Annotated in this window: 12 protein-coding genes; all 12 read right to left on the reverse strand. The window is 54.6% G+C overall.

Going from position 1 to position 13,619, the window contains the following annotated elements:
• Position 1 precedes the first annotated feature (1 nt).
• Positions 2-1,450 carry a hypothetical protein gene (locus OEV49_02365; GenBank protein MDH3889903.1) on the reverse strand — a complete coding sequence of 483 codons (1,449 nt, stop codon included), beginning with the start codon at positions 1,448-1,450 and terminating at the stop codon, positions 2-4.
• 67 nt (positions 1,451-1,517) lie between these two features.
• Positions 1,518-2,462 (reverse strand): type VI secretion system baseplate subunit TssG, encoded by a 945-nt coding sequence (locus tag OEV49_02370; protein ID MDH3889904.1) that lies wholly within the window; start codon positions 2,460-2,462, stop codon positions 1,518-1,520.
• Complete coding sequence (locus tag OEV49_02375; protein ID MDH3889905.1) at positions 2,459-4,117, reverse strand: hypothetical protein; 1,659 nt, start codon at positions 4,115-4,117, stop codon at positions 2,459-2,461. Before OEV49_02375 ends, OEV49_02370 begins: the two co-directional genes overlap by 4 nt.
• 28 nt (positions 4,118-4,145) lie before the next feature.
• Entirely contained in the window at positions 4,146-4,520 is a 375-nt protein-coding gene (locus OEV49_02380; protein ID MDH3889906.1) for a GPW/gp25 family protein, read from the reverse strand.
• Positions 4,520-6,307: a phage baseplate assembly protein V gene (locus tag OEV49_02385; GenBank protein MDH3889907.1), complete on the reverse strand. Its 1,788-nt coding sequence runs from the start codon at positions 6,305-6,307 to the stop codon at positions 4,520-4,522. Before OEV49_02385 ends, OEV49_02380 begins: the two co-directional genes overlap by 1 nt.
• An 83-nt stretch (positions 6,308-6,390) precedes the next feature.
• Positions 6,391-6,801 (reverse strand): hypothetical protein, encoded by a 411-nt coding sequence (locus tag OEV49_02390; protein MDH3889908.1) that lies wholly within the window; start codon positions 6,799-6,801, stop codon positions 6,391-6,393.
• Between the two features lie 68 nt (positions 6,802-6,869).
• Complete coding sequence (locus tag OEV49_02395; GenBank protein ID MDH3889909.1) at positions 6,870-8,291, reverse strand: DUF5458 family protein; 1,422 nt, start codon at positions 8,289-8,291, stop codon at positions 6,870-6,872.
• A gap of 24 nt (positions 8,292-8,315) precedes the next feature.
• Positions 8,316-8,756, reverse strand: coding sequence for a type VI secretion system contractile sheath small subunit (locus tag OEV49_02400; protein ID MDH3889910.1), 441 nt, complete (start codon positions 8,754-8,756; stop codon positions 8,316-8,318).
• 36 nt (positions 8,757-8,792) lie between these two features.
• Complete coding sequence (locus OEV49_02405) at positions 8,793-9,884, reverse strand: AAA family ATPase (protein ID MDH3889911.1); 1,092 nt, start codon at positions 9,882-9,884, stop codon at positions 8,793-8,795.
• On the reverse strand, positions 9,881-11,335 hold the full coding sequence (locus OEV49_02410) for an AAA family ATPase (GenBank protein MDH3889912.1): 1,455 nt from the start codon (positions 11,333-11,335) through the stop codon (positions 9,881-9,883). The genes OEV49_02405 and OEV49_02410 overlap by 4 nt, the downstream gene beginning before the upstream one ends.
• 183 nt (positions 11,336-11,518) lie before the next feature.
• A complete protein-coding gene (locus OEV49_02415; protein ID MDH3889913.1) occupies positions 11,519-12,184 on the reverse strand; it encodes an endonuclease/exonuclease/phosphatase family protein in 666 nt (221 codons plus the stop codon).
• Positions 12,185-12,321: 137 nt separating this feature from the next.
• A complete protein-coding gene (locus tag OEV49_02420; GenBank protein MDH3889914.1) occupies positions 12,322-13,608 on the reverse strand; it encodes a hypothetical protein in 1,287 nt (428 codons plus the stop codon).
• Between the last annotated feature and the right edge of the window lie 11 nt (positions 13,609-13,619).

Consider the following 13,619-nt stretch of genomic DNA (forward strand, 5'->3'; position numbering starts at 1 on the left):
CCTATATGGCGTAAACGATCAAGTCCATTTTTCCAAGAGCCGCAAACCGGTCAACATCGCCCGCCCCACGGAAAACCAGAGTGATCTGGCTGACCGAGGGCGACCTCAACATATCCTGCGGATGCAGTGCCACTTTATTACCATAGGTCACGACATCAATCTCCACCGGGTCGGTCTCACCCAGACCGCGAGCTTCGTTAAGCCCCAGGCGCACCTGCATGCTGGTCCATCGGGCGGTGTCGACAAGGTCCTTGTTCAAGAGCACCACGGTATCTGTCACGGCGGCCGGGTTGGCGATGTCGATTGTCAGGTAAGTGAGTTCCCCCACTTGCTCGGTGTGACAACTGCCGTAGTCGACCACGCGGTAAGTCTGGCCATGGTAGGTCAGGGTATCGGTGGCTACCGCCTGTTCGCCCAGTTGCTCTTTCTTGACTTGAGCCAGATAGCCGAACACGCCGCGTACCTGGGTGAGGATATCGTCGATAGCCCGAATATGGCCACCGAGGTCGTTGTGGTTGTAATCGGCCAGAAGGAAGGCATCTACATGCGACATGAACCGACCGACATCGGAGTTCATCTCCTTGACAAAGAACCGCTCGTTGAGCAGGTCTTTCAGACCCGGTTGCAGGTTCAAGAGAGTCGTGAACGACCTGAACAGTTTCTTGAAAAACATGACCAGTTGGATCGGATGGCCGGCATTTTTCCCCACAATGTAATCGTCCAGAGTGGAGCTGAGATGGTAGGCAAACTGATATATGGTATCCTTGAACGCCTGCTGCAAATCCGTCTTCTCGCCGGACAACGCACCCCCCGAGCAGACTGCCATGTAGGCGCGCGAGGACAACGATAAGAGGTTTTCCAGACGGTTACGATAATCCAGCGCCTTGGCCGTCAGTTGTTCGTCGGCATACAAAGAAATGCAGGGTGGATAGTAATACTCCGCCGGGGCGACATCGGATGAGCCTACCGTGAGCGATGCGATTTGGAAGTACTGTCCGGTCGGCAGGTCGGGCGGTGAGCCCAAAGCCAGTTTGTAGTTACCGGCCAGGTAGGGCAGACGGGGCAGGTCATCCTGCGGGTCCGGCTCGCCGACCGGTTGCCGGACGCTGGTATCGATTCCGATGTAAACCGGCACTTCGTTCGATCCAACATCACTTTCGGCCCGAACTTGTTCCCTGGTAGCTTCGTTAATCTCGATAACGCCGCCGTCGGGGGTGATGGCTTGGCATCTGACAACCTCGACTCGCAAACGGTTTCCCGATACGGAAAGGTTCAAGCTCAAAGCCGGCTGGCCGGAGAAAGACTTGCGCACCAGGCCATAACGATCACCCACGTCAAGGGCATACCAGCGGGCCAGTTCTTCAAAGTACTTTTCCTGATCTTTGAGATGCTGTTGCGTTATCAGCATCCCATCCTGCCAGTTTACCGAATATAAGTTCAAGTCAGTCATTGTTTTGCCTTTGGCTTATCGGGGAAATCTATGTCTGAGATCATCGTGTGTCAAGGTTATATTCCCGTCATGCTCGCAACTGGGTGGGATGGCGGTCTTTTGTTACAAAGGCCGAGTAACCAAGCAGGCTTCCGGCTTTTGATGAACCGAGTTCCAAGTCGCCTCCGGCTACCTTAATGCGGACAATACAATCCAGATTGGTCGGCATGCAGATACTCAGGATCCACTCCAGTTTCCGACGCTGCGGTTTACCCGGCAGCAGTTCGCTCGCCTCGTCGGCAGGAACGCCGCTGATTGTCAGTTGGTAGCTGGAGTCACATTCACTGAACGAGCGGCCGATTATCAGATCTTCCCCAAGACGGCTGGAGTCCTCTCCCAGGCGACAACGAATACCTTCCGGGATGTCGTACCGGGCGGCAACGTTCTCTTCGAAATCAAATGTGTAACCGAACAAGTAGCGCAGCACTCCGGCTACGAATTGAGGACTGCCCGCCCACATGTGGAACCCCGGCATGATAGCCGACCACAGAAGAGGTTCGCGCACACTGTCGGGCGCTTCAGGCAACACGAACTCGAACAGCTTCAGAAACCTAAGCAGGTAATCCAGGTTTACCAAAGCCAGTGAATACTCCAGTTTCTCGTGGGTGGCGACGGCGTTGTAGCGTGCCACCGAACCGTCGAACGGTGCCATCAAATGACGAGCATCATTCTCCCAACCATCGCCGCGCGCCTGACCGGAATGCCACCCGTAAAAGAATTGATATGGTAGAAAGTCAACGGCCGACACCATACCGACATCAAGGACAACCGGCGTGTCGGTATCGAGCGGCTGTCCGGCGGCCGGCTGTTGACTGAGAATCTCTCCCAGATAGTTGCGGTGTTCACCCACCGCCCGGATGGATACGTTGTGGATATCAACACCGAGTTTCATCAACAGGGTCAAGGCTGTGGCATAGTGGAAGGGGTGGTGCCGGTCGGTCAATTGGGGCATGCTGGCACGATCTGAGTTCATCTTAGATCGATCTCGACGGCAAACTGGGTGTTGACCGGAGTACGCGCTTTAAGAAAGCTCGCCAGGCGATGTTCTAACAGGCCGGTCTCTTCATCCGAATGAAAGTCATCTTTGTTGGCGGCAACGGTGACCACGATGCACCTTCGGACACCACGCTCGAATCGTTGCACACCATTATGGCACGTCACATTCTGAATACGTGGATCGAACGATTTTGTCCACTTGGCAATCTCGTCGAAAGTCAAGGCACGGTCCCTGCTGCGCAGACGTGAAGATGCCTCGGAGATCACTTGTTCTTCCGTCTTGGCCGGAATGGCCCCACTGACCGAGATTATGTTTAGGGCCTCATCGATGCCGGGATGGTTCTCATACAATTCGGTAATACTTCCGGCCGAAATCCCATTGGCCTCCACGCCGGCCGTGATGGTGTAAGCTACTTTGATAGCGTCCGGCGGGTTATCGATCTGTGTCGTGAAATCGAACCACAGGGCAAGACGATCGGAGCGCTCCTCCAGCGAATAGTGGCCTAACTCGCGATCAGACAGCACCTCATGGGTGGGGACATATTCGCGATTATTGGAATCGATCACGCTGGTGACCTCGAAAATGGTGCTTATACTCTCAGGCAACTCCAGTTCGACCAGGCGGCTGCCGCCGGTATGTTTGAACGATGTCTGCTCGGTCTTGTTGACAACCACAAAACAGTCGAAGTGAATTCCCAGCGGCTCCAGAAGTTTGGCTCGGTCGCCACCCGGCGGAAGATCGATGCGAATCCACCAGAGGTTATCCTCGGTCGGTGGCTCAATGCCGTATTTGGCAATCAAACTCGCCAGAGTCTCGCTGGGTGGACCGGCATCCCAGGTTGTACTGAATTCCTCCGGAAGAACGGCAAAACTGTCGGCCAACGGCTGGAACAAATCAGCGGTCGACCTGAGTCCGCCCCAGTCAAGAGCGTTGCCGTTGGTTTGATACAACTCCTCAAGCGTACAACCGAGGCCGGGGCAGAAGCTGCTATCTTCGTAAAACGATCCGAAGTGCGTTCCCGGGTACCAGCGTCCCCAGCGAATCTGCTTGAGCGCCGCCGGGTCGCCGTTCAGGAAGGCAACAGCCTTGCTCAGGTGAGCGCTGGGTCCATCATATTCTATAGCTATAAAAAGTTGGTCATTGCCACCATTGGTAGTATCGGGCTGGGCTGAGGCCGCCTGGGACGGCGAGTCCGAGGATAGTTTGACCAGCTTGTCACCGCTCTTGAGGTAGACGTGCTTGACCAGCGCTTTCAGCAGTTTCTCCGTTCGCAAAGGGGAGAAGAAAAAGGTCTGACCACCTTCTCGTTTTTCTTTATGGAAGAAGCGTGTGTGCGGGTCCACCTCAACGGCCGGATCGGACGGTTGGCATTTCATTACGGTGAAAGCAGGTACCGGCCAGCGACGGCATTCCGGCGCCAGTGAGCGTATCAACGATGCTTTGGCCACCTCCCAGGTGCTGCCGACTTTGCGATCAATGTTGGCCAGTTGGTTCGCGTACATCTGCAATAGAATCCGCAGGATAGGATCCATGCGCTCCGATGACTCCGGCACTTCCGGGTTGAAGGCGCGCAACTCGCGGTGCATCTGGGCGAAAATAGTGTCGGCCGATCTAGGTTCGTGAGTATCCATGGTCAATTTATCGCTTCAGGCCCGACTTTTAACCCAGGCCATAGGAGGCTTCGAATTTCAGTTCCTCCTTGCCGTCCTTGAAATTCCCGGACACCTTTACGGTGATGCCAAGGATGTGCGGGGCCGACTCCGTGGCTAGTCCGAACGACACGGTGACGTTGTAGAGTCGCTTTTCAAAACTGTCGATGGCGTTTCGCAAACTGGCTCGTACATCGGCTTTGTTGGCAGCGTACAAGTCGGCGTATTCTTTATCCCAGAGATCGCAACCGAAGTCCGGGCTGAAGCCTATCGAGCCGATACGGGTGCTGATAATCAGCCCCACCGAGTGTCTGATTGAATCGTCTAAGTCCGATCGGGCCAGGTAGCCGTCGCGCATTACCAGGGGGAGGGACAAATATTCCATCAGTTTATCTTAACGAGACCGCCCTTGATTTCTGTCATGGCATCACCCTGGACCTTAGCAGTCGGCGCCTTGATGCTGATCTGGGCGCCACCTTTGGATTCGTGGTTGATGCTGCCTTCGCTTGAGAAATTTCCACCCGCCTTGATTTTTGTATCCATCGTGCTCTCGGCTTCCAGACCGCCGCCAGACTTGAGCGTAATATCGCCGGTTGTGCTTTCGAGACTGATGTTGGCGCCTTTGAGGCTGATGTCACCGTCGGTCTCGATGGTGATCTTGGGGCCGTCGGCGCTGAGTGTGATGGTGTTGCCGGACGGTTGCGTGATACAGATGGTCTCGCTGCCGTCAGCATCGTGGAAGTAAATCTCGTTGCCGCTCTTGGTGCGGAAGAGCTTCAGATCGTTCTGAGCGGCATCAAATCCGGCATCGTGGTCGTTCGGCGGTTTGTCGACGCCGTTATACAGAGCGCCGATCACCAGCGGACGATCCGGATCACCGTGTTCGAAAGCTATCAACACCTCGTCATCGATCTCCGGCAGGCAAAAGAATCCCTTTTCACTCCCGGCGTGCGGCGCCATTACCCGTAGCCAGCGCTCAGGTTCGGCCGCAGTGGTTCCGTCGCTCCATTCCAACTTGACCTTCACGCGACCCAGGTTCTCGGGGTCTTCAGTGCTGGTGACGAGCGCGCTCTGAATATCGGTTAACGGATTGCGTTGGTGTCTTTTCGTCGGGTAGGCGGTCTCCAGCGGCGTGCAGGTGAAACTGTTGGTGTATTCACCTCTGATATATCGATGGCCGACGGACTTGATCCAGTGTGGTCCGTGGAAATCGCTGGGCATACCGGATATCTTGACGCAGGCGCCGATCTTAAGTCTGGGATCACGCGACCGTCCCGAACAATGCACCATGCGCCCAACCGATGCTTCACGCGCACTCTCAATTGATTTGTCCAACGACGATTGACTGTCCGGTTTGAGCCCGGAAACAAAACTGCCTTCCGGGTACAGGTTCTTGGAAGCATCGTGCGACAACTTGGCCAGACCCGAGATGGACGTTTGTAGCGAGCCGGAAGTCTCGCCGTCGTACACTTCCTTTCTGACTTGATCATAAGACTGCGCGGCGAATTTCTCTGTCCGGGTTCCGAGTCCCATTTTGAACTCGAACAGCATCTGACGAAAAGTCAACTCCACGTCACTGCTTGAGGCGGCGGCTTTGCCGACCGTGAACTCGGAGCCGTCGTAATATGCAAACAGACCGCTGAGTCCGGCCAGGCGCATGACAAACTGGAAGTCACTTTCGCGGTACTGAACGCAGTGGGCCAACTGGGCCTCGGTCGACGCGACGGAGCCGACGGTAATGGGATGGTTGTTCAGCACTTGAGTGATGATTTCACTGGCCTTCATGTCATGATACAGTTTGTTGCGCAGCGGACCGTCCATGACATTCGTCGGGCTGTGGGCTGTGATGGTGATCGAGTTTATCATGTCGACCGTGTTTTCATGGCGGACTTCGGTAACCACCCCGATGAATTCCATGGCTGTAATGGGACGGGGTTCGTCAGCGACCTCGTCCGTCTCCACCTTCAACGAAATCGTCTCACCGAGGAAGCCCGAGAACTCCTGCGTCCCGGAGAATTCGCTCAGGTCCGCCTCTGCACCCAGGCCGTGCAGCTCGATTTTAAGAACATGGTGCCGATCAACATACTGGTCCAGTTTGATACTGGAGACAGACGACAGGAACTCACGGTCGATCTCTTGGTCGGCAACTTTGATCTTAAAATCGTAGGCCATGTTGCTTGGTATCCTCGCGGTTCCAGGTCTTCAGTCGGTGCCGGGCAGGCAATTATACCCGCCCGACACACTACAACAGTGTCTTATTCCTGCCAACGGTTGTCGACTTCGGCGTCGCCGACGACCACCTTGTGGCACGAAATCTCGAAATAGATAAATATCTGATCCTGCGGACGATCTTTGACGTGCGGGATGGTCTCGACAAACTTGGTCACGAAACCTTCCTCCCAGGTCAATTCTTTCATGATGGCGTCATCAGGATTATGGAAGGTGACCTTGCCGGCCTTCCAGTTCGGTTTGCTCGAATCCATCGCCCAACGAGCGATGTCAACGTTGCCCTCAGGGTCACTCTCGATGGTAACCTTGATCGTTCCGGCGTGAGCACGGTCCGACGGGCGACCGGTCTCGTCGCGGGCGGTGTACAATTCGTATGATATCTCGTAAACGTTGTCATACTTCACACCGTCGATTTCCAAAAATGGTCTTCTGGCCATGGCCTTCTCCTTTTAGCCTCAGCGTTTTCGTTACAGTATAGTTGTTTGCTTACTTTCTGTTCAGGTTCCTACTTATCCTTCACATTGGTAGCGTCGCCTTCGTTCCAGGCTTCGAATTCGATGACAAATGTACGCGCCGGATACTTCGGGTTCAAAGCGACTTTGATGCCCACTTCCTGACGTTTGCGCATCTCTTCGTCTGCGAAAATCTGCACGTCATAGTCCTGAAGGATATTGTCACCACCCGAAATCGCTTTCATGAACTTGTCAATGTCCTTCCGCATGGTATCGATAAACTTCTGATCAATCACCGAGAAGGTCTGTTTGTTGAGATATTGACGCAAGTTCTTGTAAACATAGTCATAGGTGCGACGGATCGAATAGACGTCAAATGTCTCCTTTGTGAACAGGGTCGAAGCACCCATGGCTACGGCTGAACCTTCGAAGTCAACCATAGGGATCAGGCCTTTCTCGACGATCTTGGAAGCATCGACCTGATTGGCCCGGAAACGTATGTACTTGGCTTCAGCAACTTTGCCATACTTGAAGCCGGCCGACGGTTGCTGCATGCCAGTCGTGGTATCACCTTTGTACATCATACCGGCCACAGCCGCCGAGGGTGGTATCCACATGTCATCGTCTTCATACTGGTTGGCGCCACGCGCCTGCAGATAGTTGGCGAAGACGGATACATACTGCTTGTAGTCGTCGATACCGGACAAGTTGGCGTAGTTCGGGTCGTCAAGCATCTCCATGATATCTTCAAAAGTCTCAAAGTTCGGCAGGTCGGTCATGACATGCACCTTATTGGGGAGTCCCAACTGGCGAGCGACCGTGTCGATATTCTCCACACTGCCAAGGTAACCGGGGACAACAGCCATTGAGAAACAGTCTTTAATGCCCCACTCACGATACAAGTCGGCCACCGCCTTGGCCACTTCCTCGAACTTGTCTTTGTCGTCCGGATCGGTCAGTTCCTCAGCCGAGACATTGGCGAAATAGACGTTGACCTTTTCGTCCGGCTCCTGCTGGGCATTGGCAAAAAACTTGTCAATGGCCCGATAGGTGGTTTCCAGTTCGCGGCTGGACTGATGCACCTTTTTCATGTTCTTGTCGAGGTTGGTTTCAAGCTTGGTCGCCTGTTCGTTCAGCGACTTGCGGACCTCATCCAGATTGTCACTCTGACTGAGATACTGCACCCACAATTTCAACCTCTCACCCAGGAGTTTGCGTTGCACCGCGAACTCTTTTTTGGTCAGGAACTCTTTGCGCTGAAAGTCCTTCTTGGGATCAAGCCATTCGATACCCCGAACCAGATCACCGTCGGCTGTTTTGAACGACGGCAGGAGATTAGCCAGTTTCTTGAAATCCCCGAAAGAATCGCTCAACAATGACGCGAAATCTTCATCGGAGATCTTTTCCGCCGCGGCCGGCTGCGCCGGTGCTGCTTCGGCTGCCTGCGGTTGAGCTTGTTTTTCTTCTTCACCCATTTATTCATTTCCTCGTTTTGTCATCTATTCGGTGAGCAGGTCAATGTAATAGTTGGCCGCCTTCAAAAGCGCTTCCTTCTTTTCTTTTTCAGCCAGCGTCTTCTTGAGTGCGTTGTTCTTCTTGAGCTGCTTGTCGAGATCGGCCATCATCTCCTTCGAGTAGTACGTCTTCTGGAGGAAGTCGTTCTTTTCGATGAGTTCCTTGGAAGTGAAGTCTTTCATCCCTTTGACCTCAAACTCAGCGTTGACCGGTTCGCCTTCGGCCGACTCAAGTTCAGCCGAAAATCCGGGACGGAATTTCTCAAACACTTCTTTTAGGTTATTGCAGCGGGTTGGGGAGACATCGGCGTCCTCTTCGGCATTAAGACGCGCCATGTAGAGCATCTTGTTGGAAGGGAGCAATTCAACAGGTATCGAATCGTCTTTCTTGATCCTTTCCGTTGCTCCGAGAATAAACTTGGCCATTCAATCCTCCGTTTTGCTAATTCATTTTGCCTTAGTCTAAGAAGTCACCGTAAAGACGAAGGCATCATCTTTGACATCGATTGTCACATTGTCACCGGCCGAAACACAGCCGGTGATTATATCTACTGATAGCTTGTTTACAATTTCCTGTTCAATGATGCGTTGGATCGGTCGCGCACCCAGTTCGATAGTGTAGCCGTCCACAGCCAGCTTGTGCCTCGCTTCGTCCGACAGGGTTGCCGTTATGTTCTGATCCTCCAGCAGCTTGCACAGGCCTTTGAATTCTAAACCGGCGATCTTCTCGACTTGTTCCTGGGTGAACGAGTGAAAGACAATTATATCCGTCAGCCGGTTGAGGAACTCAGGACGGAACTTGGTGAACAGAAAGCCTCGCACCTCCTCCATGTCGACCTCGCGCCCTTCCCGGTCGGCATCCAGGATTTTGTCGGCGGCATAGTTGGACGTGAGCACAACCACACAGTTGGAAAAGTCGACCGTGCGGTTCTGGCCATCGGTCAGGCGACCGTCGTCCAGAAGCTGAAGCAGAACATTGAACACATCGGGATGTGCTTTCTCGACTTCATCAAAGAGCACAATCGAGAACGGCTTGCGCCGCACCGCTTCAGTCAGCACGCCACCGGCCTCGTAACCGACATATCCGGGCGGAGCGCCGATCATCTTGGCCACCGAATGAGGCTCCATGAATTCGGACATATCCAGCCGCACCATGGCGTTCTTGTCGTCGAACAAAAACTCAGCCAGCAGCTTGGCCAGATATGTCTTGCCGGTTCCGGTGGGACCCAAAAACAAAAACGACCCGACCGGGCGGTTGGGCAGTTTCAACCCGGCCCTCGCCTTGCGGACGGCGTTGGCGATACCTTTGATGGCTGCTTCCTGACCGATGATCTGAGCCGACATAAACTCTTCCATCTTGACCAGCCGGTCTTTCTCCGCCGTCATCATTTTGGAGAGGGGGATACCGGTGCGCCGGGAGACCACGGCGCCGATATCAGGATCATCAATCACTCGCTCGACCTTTTCGACCATGGCGGCGATTTTTTTTAGCTGCCCTTTGCGATCTTTGAGATCGGCTTTGATATCGTCTAAGTTCATCTTGTCGATTTTCATTCTCCACCTCCCGCGCTCGCCTCAATTCGATAGCCCCAGGCGTCGTGCAACCGCTCTATGTCTCGTGCGAATTCGTCGTATGCCAACTTGAGCTGCTCAAACTCCTCGGACTTTTCGGGAGCCTTCTGAGCTTCGCACTCCTTGATCATTTTTGCCAGATCCTTGGTGCGCTCGCTCAACTGCGGCAGTTTCTCCTTGGCGAATTCTTCTTTGACGCTGAACTCGGAACCGGCTTCATCGATCAGATCAAGCGCCACATCGGGCAGGTTACGTTCGCTCAAGTATCGTTGCGAGTACTTGACCGAAGCCGTCACGGCATCTTTGGTATAGGTCAACTCGTGGTGCTTTTCATAGCTGTCGACCACGCCGGTAACGATGCGAACAGCGTCATCGTAGGGCGGTTCCCCGACTTTAACGCGCTCAAAGCGTCGATCGAGAGCCTTGTCCTTTTCGAGATACTTGGTGTATTCTTCTTCAGTGGTAGCGCCGATCAGCCTGATCTGCCCACGGGCCAGTGCTGGTTTCAGCAAATTGGCTGCATCCATGCCGCCACCACCGTCGCCACCGCAGATCATGTGGACTTCATCGATGAACAGAACGATTTTTCCGGCTGACTTGACCACTTCGCCGATCAAAGCCTTGAATCTTTCCTCGAATTCACCTTTGTACTTGGCCCCGGCCACCATGGCGCCCATATCCACTTCCATCACTTTGACGCCGAGTAATGTTTTGGGGATTTTCTCGTTGATAACGGCTTGAGCGAAGCCTTCAACTATGGCCGACTTGCCGACACCGGCGCCGCCGGTCAGGACCGGACTGTTTTTGCGGCGTCTAAGCAGAATCTGGATCATTTGTTGAAGCTCTTCTTCGCGGCCGATCATGGCGTCGAATTCACCGGCTGCGGCCCGGCTGGTCATGTCGGTGCAGTAGCGCAGGGTGCCGGAAACCGGCTTGGCCGACGAATCGGCGGCAGCGCCTTCAGCGGTCGGGGCAGCTGTGGCGATTTCCTGAACAGATTTGGAGTCGGCGATAGCGCGGTAGATGTCTTCTTTGGACAGGTCGATCTTGTCGCGCACGACCGGGTTGAGTTTCGACTGGGGATCGAAGGCGGCAATGAAAATATGCTCAGGCTCGACCAGGGCATCGTAGAGCTTGGCCTTCTCGTCCAGTGCCTGAGTCAGAACCTCGTGGACTGCGGGGGAGATGGCCAGTTTTTCGCGCGGCGTGGAGCGGCTGGACTGGGCTTTGAGATGGTCCTCGATAACTGATTCGATAAAGGCCGGGCTTTTGCCGACCTGGTTGAGAATCGATTCGACTTCAGAGCCTTCGTGCCGCACCACAGCGATCAGGAGGTGTTCGACTTCGATTTCGGGATGACGGAACTCGGCCGTGACCTCACGGGCCACTTTAATGACAGTTCTCGAATCCGATGAGTAGTTAGCTATATCCATAGTTTGCAATTTCCCTATTGCTAAGACATACGTAGCGGAAACAGATTCCGAAGTAGAAGTTTCGGAAAATGTGCCCGGAAAACATCATTATAGGTCCACGGTTTCTTCGATGTCAAGTTGTTTTGTGGCCGTAATCCGGATTGTGAACGGTGTCGTACCTTTGCCGTCCGTGAGACCCGCCGCCTAATCGAAATCGAAGAACACCGGTGCGTGGTCTGGCTGCTCCAATTCCAGCAACTCACCCTGCATGTTTGCTTTTGCGGTCCTGAACGTGTTGAGTTTTATTCTGGTGGCGGCTCCCAATATGGCCCAGTCCAGACACCCGCCTTTGTGTTGAGTAATTTCCCACACTGTACCGCCGTGTGCGCCAACTGGCAGAGTCAGTCTTTCGAACTTCGCTTCGTCGTAGTTCAGGTCACCTGTCAAGGCCCACATGCCAGCAGAGTTGGTCTCCAGCAGGAGGGCATAGTATTCTAGCTGCTTAACCGTCAAGGCGTTTTGGCCGGACTTGGCATGGATGACGCCCACTGCCGGTTCACCCGTCTTTGCGAAGATTATTAGGGGTCTGGGTCCTACGTCATCCACCGACGTAACTGAAACAAATTTGGATCGAGCCCAGACGTAATTGCAGCTCCCAAAGCCATAAGCCGATTCCACGTGGTACTTGGGTTTCATCGCCTGTATATGATTTACGAAGTCGTCGACGCGAGCAGCATGGACCTCGGCCAGAAAAACAATATCACACTCAAAATCCCAGAGAAACTTAGCCAAAAACTCATCTACTTTCATTTTCTTTTCCGGGTCTGAGGATTCTCCGCACTTTTCAATGTTGTAGAATGCTACCTCCATAATACATTTCCCTTTGAGAACAGGTTTGCGCCAAAGTACTCGTTCACTAAACAGTCTCTGCCGGCGGGCGGGAAACTCGACCATGACCTCACCCGCTGCCGGTCCTCTCGTTATTGCCCAGCCGAGCGGGCCGCGGCTTAGGTTTGAAAGTTCCTCAGCATACACGCTCCGGCGCACGGTCCGTGTCCATCGAATTGAAACGAAGCCTGCCAAACTGCTCCACCGAAGCCGCCCGGAATCACCATTGCGAAATTGTTGTCGGTCTGTCTGGGCCCCCATACCAGCGCCGGACCGGCGCATACGTCATTGCCACAGTCCATGCGGTAGGTCCAGCCCTGGCCATGATAAGCCGTCACCGCAGCGTTGCGGGGATGGCCTTCATTCACACCGTGAGTGTAACAGTGTCTGCATACAACACCCGGACCTCCCACCGCTCCCGGCAGTGGCGGCGGCCCCGGAGCGTGCCTCACACCGTAAGAAAAAGTGATTCTTCCGGGCGCACCTACGGCCGGAGTAGGTATCTGTGCCGCCGGTGTGGCCAGGTTACCGCCGTGGTGAGAGGCAGTCATGCCAACCAGGCGCATATTAGCAGGCCAAAAGGGCGGACCGGCGGCGTTGAAAATCGGCAGATCGATAAACTCGCCGTCGCCCATCAGCAGTATGTATCGCTCGTTGGCTGAAAACACGGGAGCTGCTACGTTGGCGCCCAGGAGCGGTCGAACCGGGTAGGCAACGGCAGGATCTCGCCTCATCCGGACCAAAGCGGCCAGGCCGGTGCGGTTGACGTTCCCCGCCGGACCGTTGCACTTTAGCAAGTATCCCCATACGAACTCACGGCAGACCTGGCCGACCGGCCACACGTACCGCGCGGGAGGAACACGGAGGCCCAGTGCGTTCCAGAAGCCCAGCGCCTGACCGCCCACCGGCTGGACCGGCGCTACCACCGGAATGGTCGTCCCGGCAATGTTGGCCATGTTGGCGTGTGCCTGGTACCAGTGATCCCAATCCCAATGCGAGAGTATTATCATGTCGGTATTGTGCAAACAGGCTCGTGGGTTGCGGAAAGTTCGATGGAGTGTTCCGGCGGGCGGATTGGCCAAAGCCGGGAAAGCAGGATTATTACCCGCCCATCCCCCCCAACCGGGATAGACCTGACTGTTGGGTACGGCCGTCCGGAAGTAGCACATCAAAGGAAAACCGAAATCAAAATAGATTCTTGGTCTACCCAGAATGTCATAGATAGCCACCGACGATCCCTGTCCGATGTTATGGACACCTACGAAAAAGGGAGTGAAAACGTGCGGGGGCGGAGGAGGTAGCTGGGGGGGAGCCGCCGGCCCGGGAGCCGGTCCGGATTTATGTCGCTTCATCGGCGACTGCAGTGCCCCTCCGCTGCGCACGAACTTGAGATACCTACGAAACATACCGACCCATC

The sequence above is a fragment of the Candidatus Zixiibacteriota bacterium genome (assembly GCA_029860345.1).
Classification (GTDB): Bacteria; Zixibacteria; MSB-5A5; order GN15; family FEB-12; genus JAJRTA01.